General features: G+C 68.9%; 6 protein-coding genes. All 6 read left to right on the top strand.

Translation table 11 applies throughout. From position 1 onward, the window contains the following. Positions 1–681, top strand: a 681-nt coding sequence (locus tag AC04MI_RS10765) for an alkaline phosphatase D family protein (RefSeq protein WP_476497771.1), incomplete at its 5' end; no start/stop codon positions are given. 274 nt (positions 682–955) lie between these two features. Continuing rightward, the gene (locus tag AC04MI_RS10760) at positions 956–2,803 is read left to right on the top strand and encodes a gamma-glutamyltransferase family protein (RefSeq protein ID WP_436077899.1); all 1,848 of its coding nucleotides are present in this window, start codon (positions 956–958) and stop codon (positions 2,801–2,803) included. 103 nt (positions 2,804–2,906) lie between these two features. Further along, positions 2,907–3,935 (top strand): LysR family transcriptional regulator, encoded by a 1,029-nt coding sequence (locus AC04MI_RS10755; RefSeq protein WP_436077900.1) that lies wholly within the window; start codon positions 2,907–2,909, stop codon positions 3,933–3,935. A 14-nt stretch (positions 3,936–3,949) separates the two neighbouring features. After that, the gene (locus AC04MI_RS10750; protein WP_436077901.1) at positions 3,950–4,447 is read left to right on the top strand and encodes a GrpB family protein; all 498 of its coding nucleotides are present in this window, start codon (positions 3,950–3,952) and stop codon (positions 4,445–4,447) included. Between the two features lie 48 nt (positions 4,448–4,495). After that, entirely contained in the window at positions 4,496–4,933 is a 438-nt protein-coding gene (locus tag AC04MI_RS10745) for a DUF1801 domain-containing protein (RefSeq protein ID WP_436077902.1), read from the top strand. Positions 4,934–5,129: 196 nt separating this feature from the next. Then, positions 5,130–6,698, top strand: a complete 1,569-nt coding sequence (locus AC04MI_RS10740) for an AMP-binding protein (RefSeq protein ID WP_436077903.1) — start codon at positions 5,130–5,132, stop codon at positions 6,696–6,698. The last annotated feature ends 119 nt before the right edge of the window (positions 6,699–6,817 follow it).

Raw genomic sequence — 6,817 nt, 5'->3', positions numbered from 1 at the left:
GCGCACATCCACCTGCTCGACAGCCGCCAGTACCGCAGCTGGCAGGCCTGCCGCACACCCGAGGCCAGCAGCGCACCCGCCGTGCGCCCCGCCGACTGCGCAGAGCTGGCCCAGCCACAGCGCAGCCTGCTGGGCAGCGCGCAAGAGCGCTGGCTGGACGCGGGCCTGGCCGCAGACACGGCCAGCGTACAGGCCACACGCTGGAGCGTGATCGCACAGCAGACGCTGTTCTCGCCGCGCCACTATCCCTCTGGCACTGTGCCCACCGACGCCTGGGACGGCTACCCCGCCGCACGCCAGCGCCTGCTGCAATCGGTGACCCGGCACACGCCGCGCAACACGGTGCTGCTGGGCGGAGACATCCACCAGAACTACGTCTGCCGCGTGCATGCCGACGCCGCGCGCGCCGACTCGGCCGTGGTGGCCAGCGAGTTCTGTGGCACGTCCATCAGTTCGCGGTCGGGCACCACGCAGGCCAAGGTGGACGCTATCGTCCGCCACAACCCGCATGTGCTGCTGGCACGCTGCGACCAGCGCGGCTACGGCCTGGCCGACATCACCCCCACGCGCTGGTCCACCACGCTGCGTGTGGTGGACGACCCGCTGCGCGCTGACAGCGGCGCCTCCACGCTCGCCCGGTTTGTGGTGGAAGACGGCCGCGCAGGGCCCCAGGCGGCCTGAGGCGACCTGGGAAGGCGTGAGCCGACCCGCCGGGCAGGCAAGCCTCTGGTCGTTGCGCCCCGCCAGGGCCCCGGGATGGCCTGTGAACAGCCGCTGACGGTCGGTAACAACTATCTTTTTGATAGCTGCTCAGGCATATTGCACTAGCGCTACCGCCGCAAAACACCTTCAATCGGTGCACAAACCCCAGGGGCAGCCTCCTGCACGCCCTCGCAGGCTGCAGCAAGGCCCCTTACCATGGCCGCTTCGCTGCTTGCACCCACAGGAGACCCGCATGTCACCCACTGCCCTGCCTGCCACGTCGCACCTGCGCCGCCCGTTCAGTCGCAACCTGCTGGCCCCTGCGGCCCTCGCCACCCTGATGGCCCTGACAGGTTGCGCCGGTGCGCCATCCCAGTTCGCCTACACCGTGCCCGCCCAGCCTGAAGGCTCGTCCGGCTACACCGAAAAACCGGGCTGGGCCACGGAGAAGTTTGCCGTGGCCGCTGCCAACCCGCTGGCCACCGATGCGGGTTACCAGATCCTCAAGGCCGGCGGCTCGGCCGTCGATGCGGCCATTGCCGTGCAGATGGTGCTGACGCTGGTGGAGCCCCAGTCCAGCGGCATCGGCGGCGGCGCCTTCCTGCTGCACAGCAACGGCAAGCTGGTGGAGGCCTACGATGGCCGCGAAACCGCGCCCGCTGCCGCCGATGAAAAACTCTTCCTGGGTGCCGACGGCAAGCCCGTGCCGTTCTACGACGGTGTGGTGGGCGGCCGCTCGGTGGGTGTGCCCGGCACAGTGCGCATGCTGGAGATGGCGCACAAGCAGCACGGCAAGCTGCCCTGGGCCACGCTGTTCCAGCCCGCCATCACGCTGGCAGAGGGCGGCTTCAAGGTCAGCGCACGGCTCAACACGCTGGTCAAGGCCGACGCCCACCTCAAGAAGGACCCCGTGGCCGCCGCCTATTTCTACAAGGCCGACGGCGACGCGCGCGATGTGGGCGTGAACCTGCGCAACCCCGAGCTGGCCGCCGTGCTGCGCAAGATTGCCGCTGAAGGCAGCAAAGCCCTGCACGAAGGCGAGGTCGCCCAGGCCATCGTGGACAAGGTGCAAAAGCACCCCACCAACCCCGGCAAGCTCAGCCTGGCCGATCTGGCTGGCTACCAGCCCAAGAAGCGCGAGGCGCTGTGCCACGACTACCAGGTGGCCAGCAAGGACTACCGCGTGTGCGGCTTTCCACCGCCCAGCTCCGGAGCCATCGCCATCGGGCAGATCCTGGGCATCCTGAAAAACACCGACGCCGCCGCCAAGCCCCTGCAGGACGGCATCCCATCGGCCGACTGGCTGCACCTGTACACCGAAGCCGCTCGCCTGGCCTTTGCCGACCGCGCGCTGTATGTGGCCGACCCCGACTTTGTGCAGCCGCCCGGCGACAGCTGGGACCGCATGCTGGCCCCCGCCTACCTGGCCGAACGCGCCAAGCTCATCGGCACGCAGAGCATGAAGATCGCAGCGCCCGGAAACCCGGCCGTCATCCGCATCAACCACGGAGCCATGCCCGACCAGCCTGAATACGGCACCAGCCACATCAGCATCGTCGATGCGTTTGGCAACGCGGTCGCCATGACGACCACCATCGAAGACCAGTTCGGTGCGCGGCAGATGGTGAAAGGCTTCCTGCTCAACAACGAACTCACCGACTTCAGCTTCGCCCCCACCGACGCGCAAGGCCAGCCCATTGCCAACCGCGTGCAGCCCGGCAAGCGCCCGCGCTCGTCCATGGCACCCACGCTGGTGTTCGACAAAGCCACGGGCGAGCTCTTGATGAGCGGCGGCAGCCCCGGCGGCGCGGCCATCATCCACTACACGGCCAAGACGCTGTATGGCGTCTTCAACTGGGGCCTGATGCCGCAGCAGGCCATCAACCTGCCCAACTTCGGCTCGATGAACGGCCCGACGCTGCTGGAAGAAAAACGCTTCCCACCCGCCACCGTCGAGGCCCTGCGCGCCCGGGGTGCCGAGGTGCGCGAGATGAACATGACCAGCGGCCTGCAAGCCATCACACGCGGCCAGGCGCATGGCAAGAAGCTGTGGATGGGCGGGGCCGATCCACGCCGCGAGGGCGTGGTGATGGGCGACTGAGAGCCAGCCCTGCGCGGCCCACCACGGTGCTGCGCGCCGAGTGCGCAGCCGCCTGGGCGGACATGGCGCGCGCCAAGGACGGACCCCGCTACAGTCTTGCCCCATGGATCTCCGAAGCCTGCGCTACTTCATCGCCGTGGTCGAGGCCGGCAGCCTCTCGCGGGCGGCGGGCAGCCTCTACATTGCGCAGCCCGCCCTCACTGCCCAGATCAAGAAGCTGGAGTCCGAGCTGGGCGCGCAGCTGCTGGAACGCTCGCACGCGGGCGTCACGCCCACACAGGCTGGCGTGCAGCTCTACCAGGACGCCCGGCGGCTTTTGAGCGACGCCTCGGCCATGCGGGAGCGCATCCAGCGCCTGCCGCAAGGGCCAGAGGGATCGGTCACGATTGCCGTGCCGTTTCTGCTGTCATCGCTGCTCATGGGCCCGTTGCTGGCGCACCTGAAGGACACGCACCCGCGCATTCGGGTGTTCGTGCTCGACGACCTCAGCCTCATGGTCAGGAAAGCCATGCTGGACCGGCGTGCGGACATCGGCGTACTGGTCGACGCCGCGCAAGTGGAGGGCCTGCACTGCCGTCCCCTGGTGCGCGAGGCCATGTACTTTTGCGGGCACGACCCCGGCGCCACGGTGCGTGCGCTGCTGCGCCCAGCGCCTGACGCGGCAGCCACAGCCCAAGCGCCTGCTGCGCGCCGGGCCGGCGCGCGCGCCACGGCAGCGCGCGCCGCCAGCCCCACCATGCGCCCCACCATCGACTTTGCCGATGCGGCCGCACAGCCCCTGGTGCTGCAGTCGCGCCGCTACACCATCCGCCAGCGGGTCGAAGAAGCCGCCGCCGCGCGCGGTGTGGCACTGAACATCGCCCACGAACACGACTCCGCGCGGGTGATCCGCTCGCTGTATGCGTGCGGGGGCGGCTTCACCTTCACCCCTGCCTGCGCGCTGGGGGATGCCCCTGCCTCCGGCACCGACTGGATGGTGGCCCGCGTGGTCAACCCGGAGATGACGCGCAGCTACACCCTGGCCACCGCTGCGGACCGCGAGGTGGACGGGGTGATGCAGGTGGTGATGGACGCCCTGGAGGCCGTGGTGCGGGAGCTGGTGGCATCGGGCAGGTGGGAGGCCGCAGTGTGACCCGAGTGACCGCAGTGACCTTGCTCGAGTCCGCGCAGTACCAGGACGACGCCGCAGCCACGTTTGCCGCGGTGGCCGCCCAGGTGGCTGCAATCGTGCCGCAGGCGCGCATCGAACACATCGGCGCCTCGTCCATTCCCGGCGCAGTCTCCAAGGGTGACCTCGATATCTGCGTGCTGGTGCCGCCGCAAGACCATGCACCGGGCGTGGCAGCGCTCGAGGCCGCAGGCTGCAGCGCCAAGGCCGACACCCTGCGCGCGCCCGATCTGTGCATGCTGCTGTGGCCCGGCGCCACGATGGACGTTGCACTGCAGGTGGTGGCCTGCGGCTCGCCGTTCGAATGCTTTCTGCACTTTCGCGATGCCTTGCGCGCCGACCCCGCCCTGGTGGCAGAGTACAACCGGCTCAAGCAGCGATTCGCATCTGAGGGGATGGACCGCTACCGCGAGGAGAAGGCTCGCTTCATCGCGCAGGTGCTGCAGGCGGCGGGCAAGCCCCTGGCTGCCGACTGATCACATTCCCATAAAGGCTCTAACGATTCCGCTTCAGGAGACACCGCCATGGCATCCACAACCACTGCATCGCCCCAACCCGCCTCCACCCTCATCGATCAGCGCATCGCAGACCTGGCCGACTGGCGCGGCCCGGTGCTGGCACGCATGCGTGCGCTCATCCATGAGGCCGCCCCCGGCGTGGTGGAGGAGTGGAAGTGGGTGGGAACGCCCGTATGGTCGCTGGGCGGCATCCTCTGCACCGGCGAGAGCTACAAGGCCGCAGTGAAGCTCACCTTTTTGAAGGGCGCCTCGCTGCCGGACCCGGCGCGGCTGTTCAACGCCAGCCTGGATGGCAATGCGCGGCGCGCCATCGACATTCACGAGGGCGATGTGGTGGATGCAGAGGCGTTCAAGTCGCTCATCCGCGCGGCAGTGGCACTTAACGCCGCCAAGCCGGCCAGATCCTCCGCAAAAAAGCCGCCCCCTCGTACGAAGGCTGCGTAGCTCGCTCGCAGCCGCACACGCAGTGTGTGCGGAAGGACGCTACCGCTCAGGCATCAATTTCAGTGATGCCTGACCATCAGCAATCGGTATTTCCCTGATACCCCGTCTTCTGGAACAGTGACCCCATGCCCCGCGCTCGACGGGGCCGGTGTTTCAGGAGACAGCCATTACCACCTCGCCCCCCATTCCCCCGCGCGTGGTCGCCAACGTCGGCGCCCTCGTGGCGCGCAGCGCCCGTGCCCATGCCCGCCGCATGGCGGTCAAGAGCCCCGCACGCAGCATCACTTATGCCGATCTGGAGCAGCGCACCAACCGCCTGGCCAACGCCTTGCTCGGCCTGGGCCTGCAGCGCGGTGACCGCGTGGGCATCTACCTGCCCAACTGTGTCGAGGTCGTCGAGATCGAGATCGCCTGCTACAAGGCCGGGCTGATCAAGGCGCCGTTCAACGCCCGGCTCTCGCCCACCGAGGTCGGCGCAATCGCCGCCAACAGCGGTGCGGCGCTGATCGTGACCACCGCCGAGCGCGCCGAGACCATCCGCCCGCATGTGGCGCAATGCATGCCCGGCGCGATGCCCCGGCTGCTGCTGACCGACGATGCGAGCCCCGCAGGATACGAAGCGGCACTGGCCCTGGCCAGTGACACCTTCACCCCGGTGGTCGTGCGCGAGGACGAAGTCGCCGTGCTGCACTACACCTCGGGCTCGTCCGGCGTGCTCAAGGCGGCCATGCAGACTTTCGGCAACCGCCTTGCGCAGCTGCGCAAGTTCCTCACACGTTCGGACGGGCAGCAGCCCGGCCACATCCTGGGGCTGGTGGGCCCCATCACCCACGCATCGGGCATGCAGATGGTGCCGGCGCTGTGCCAGGGGGTCACCATCCGCCTGTTCAACGGCTTCGAGCCCCCGCGCTTCATCGCCGACATGCGGGCCGACCGCGTGACCCACACCTTCATGGTGCCCACCATGATCAACATGCTGCTGACCGAACTGGAGGGCCAGTACCGCCCCCTGCCCGACCTGCTGCGCCTGGGCTACGGCGCCGCCCCCATGGCGCCCGCGCGCATCCTGCAGGCCATGGATGTGTTCGGGCCCATCCTGCAGCAAGGCTACGGCGCGGGCGAGACGACCTCGGGCGTGTGTGGCCTGTCGGTGGAAGACCATCTGTTTGCCCGCGCGGCGCGGCCAGAGCGCCTGGCATCGTGCGGGCGCCCGTTTCTGGAATGCGATGTGCAGATCCTGGGCGACGACGGCCAGCCCGTGGCCACCGGCGAGATCGGCGAGATCGTGGTGCGTGGCGACGACATCTTTGCGGGCTACTGGCGCGCGCCCGAGCTGACGGCCGAGGTGCTCAAGGACGGCGCCTACCACACGGGCGACCTGGCCCGCATGGATGACGAGGGCTACGTCTACATCGTGGACCGCAAGAAGGACATGGTGATCAGCGGCGGCTTCAACGTGTACCCGTCGGAGGTCGAGGCCGTGCTGTACCAGCACGACGCCATTGCCGACGCCTGTGTGTTCGCTGTGCCCGATGACAAGTGGGGCGAGGCCGTGGCCGCGCACGTGGTGCTCAAGCCCGGCCGCGCGGCCGGTGCAGACACCACCGCTGCGATCGACGCGTTCTGCGCACAGCACCTGGGCGGTTTCAAACGGCCGCGGCGCATCGAGTTCGTCACCACCCTGCCCAAGAACCCCAACGGCAAGGTGATGCGCCGTGCCGTGCAGGCCCCGTACTGGGAAGGGCGGGGGCGGATGGTGAATTAGAGGGCATCCCCCTGAGCGGCTTTGCCGCTTCCCCCTTCTCTCTTGGCGCTTCGCGCTGCGGGAAGGGGGACGACGCCATCGCTGCGGGGCGGCCCTTGCTCGGCGTCCCTGGCCCGGGG

The sequence above is a fragment of the Acidovorax sp. LjRoot204 genome, from assembly GCF_056175785.1.
The sequence above is the reverse complement of the archived record's forward strand: the minus strand, read 5'-3'. Positions and strand labels throughout refer to the sequence as shown.

What these genes read in the sequence shown, in the direction of transcription:
- AC04MI_RS10760 (WP_436077899.1), top strand. Translation starts at nt 956, where the DNA reads ATGTCACCCACTGCCCTGCCTGCCACGTCGCACCTGCGCCGCCCGTTC.
- AC04MI_RS10755 (WP_436077900.1), top strand. Translation starts at nt 2,907, where the DNA reads ATGGATCTCCGAAGCCTGCGCTACTTCATCGCCGTGGTCGAGGCCGGC.
- AC04MI_RS10745 (WP_436077902.1), top strand. Translation starts at nt 4,496, where the DNA reads ATGGCATCCACAACCACTGCATCGCCCCAACCCGCCTCCACCCTCATC.